2 protein-coding genes are annotated in these 1161 nt (G+C 41.7%); both read right to left on the reverse strand.

The genetic code is table 11. The features are described 5' to 3' along the window. Positions 1-65: 65 nt before the first annotated feature. On the reverse strand, positions 66-506 hold the full coding sequence (locus A3739_RS25860) for a VOC family protein (protein WP_068479461.1): 441 nt from the start codon (positions 504-506) through the stop codon (positions 66-68). Positions 507-654: 148 nt separating this feature from the next. After that, positions 655-1161 (reverse strand): hypothetical protein (locus tag A3739_RS30435; RefSeq protein ID WP_197472585.1); only part of this gene is annotated, 507 nt, incomplete at its 5' end.

The following is a 1161-nucleotide window of genomic DNA, read 5'->3' on the forward strand; positions in this document are numbered from 1 at the left end:
AGCCTAGCCAAAGAAATCAAACTCAAAATAGTTGGCTATTAGGACAAAACCTAAAACTCAACCAACTACCATTCCCCTATATTCTCCATGCTCACCCATGGTTCTTGAGGCTCTAGCGAACCACCTTTTTGAAGCAATTCAACACTAATTCCGTCAGGTGAGCGAATGAAAGCCATATGGCCATCACGAGGTGGACGATTAATGGTCACTCCCATATCCGCTAGGTGCTGACAGGTCGCGTAAATATCATCGACACGATACGCCACGTGTCCAAAGTTTCGACCACCGCTGTATTCTTCTGGGTCCCAGTTATAGGTTAGCTCTAGCTCTGGAGCTTTGACTGCATGCGCTCGTTCTTCATCATCGGGAGCCGCTAAATAAATCAGTGTAAAGCGCCCTGCTTCGCTCTCATAACGACGCATTTCGATGAGCCCAAGACCATCACAGAAGAATTTCAGTGACGCATCGACATCACTTACACGAATCATGGTATGAAGAAATTGCATCATAGCTCCTTAACTTGATTGATAACGAATTTGAATAGGAAGAGTACTAAAAAGAGGTAAAGAGACAAGTTTTGTTTTGTAAGAAATCCAATAAAAAAGGCAGAGTAAAACTACTCTGCCTTTCACGTTCACTCGATCTTGCCTGCGGCTATTTTAGCTTGTAGTAAGTTGGTACAAGACTAGATAAATCGTTGATTGATGCAACACGCTTAAATACGGGACTATCTAAGTCTTTATCAGGGAAGAACCCGAGCATAATCTCAAGCTCACCACCTTCTGATAATTTGTTTATCCAATCCCCTTCTAACACACCTGCATTTTTTGCTTGAATACGATCAAAAGGAATCAAATCACCACCGTTTACACGAATACCAATACCAGCAAGATTCTCATCAATGTCTGAAGAGCTGTTCACTTCAAGCTTTTCTGAGGTCAGAGTTAGCCATACTTGAGAATAAAAATCGCCATCACCCATTTGCATAGTAGGCGTTTTTAAAACAAGCGCACCCTGTTCCTGATAACTGGTACCTAAAGACCACAATTTTAGACGCACCGGAAGATCTTTTTTACTCACATTCAATGCGTTCTTTGTAAGATCTTTCTTTGGTTTTTCAGCTTTTACAGGAACCTTAGCTTTAGCAACCTTTTCTTGAAG

Source organism: Oleiphilus sp. HI0067 (assembly GCF_001635735.1).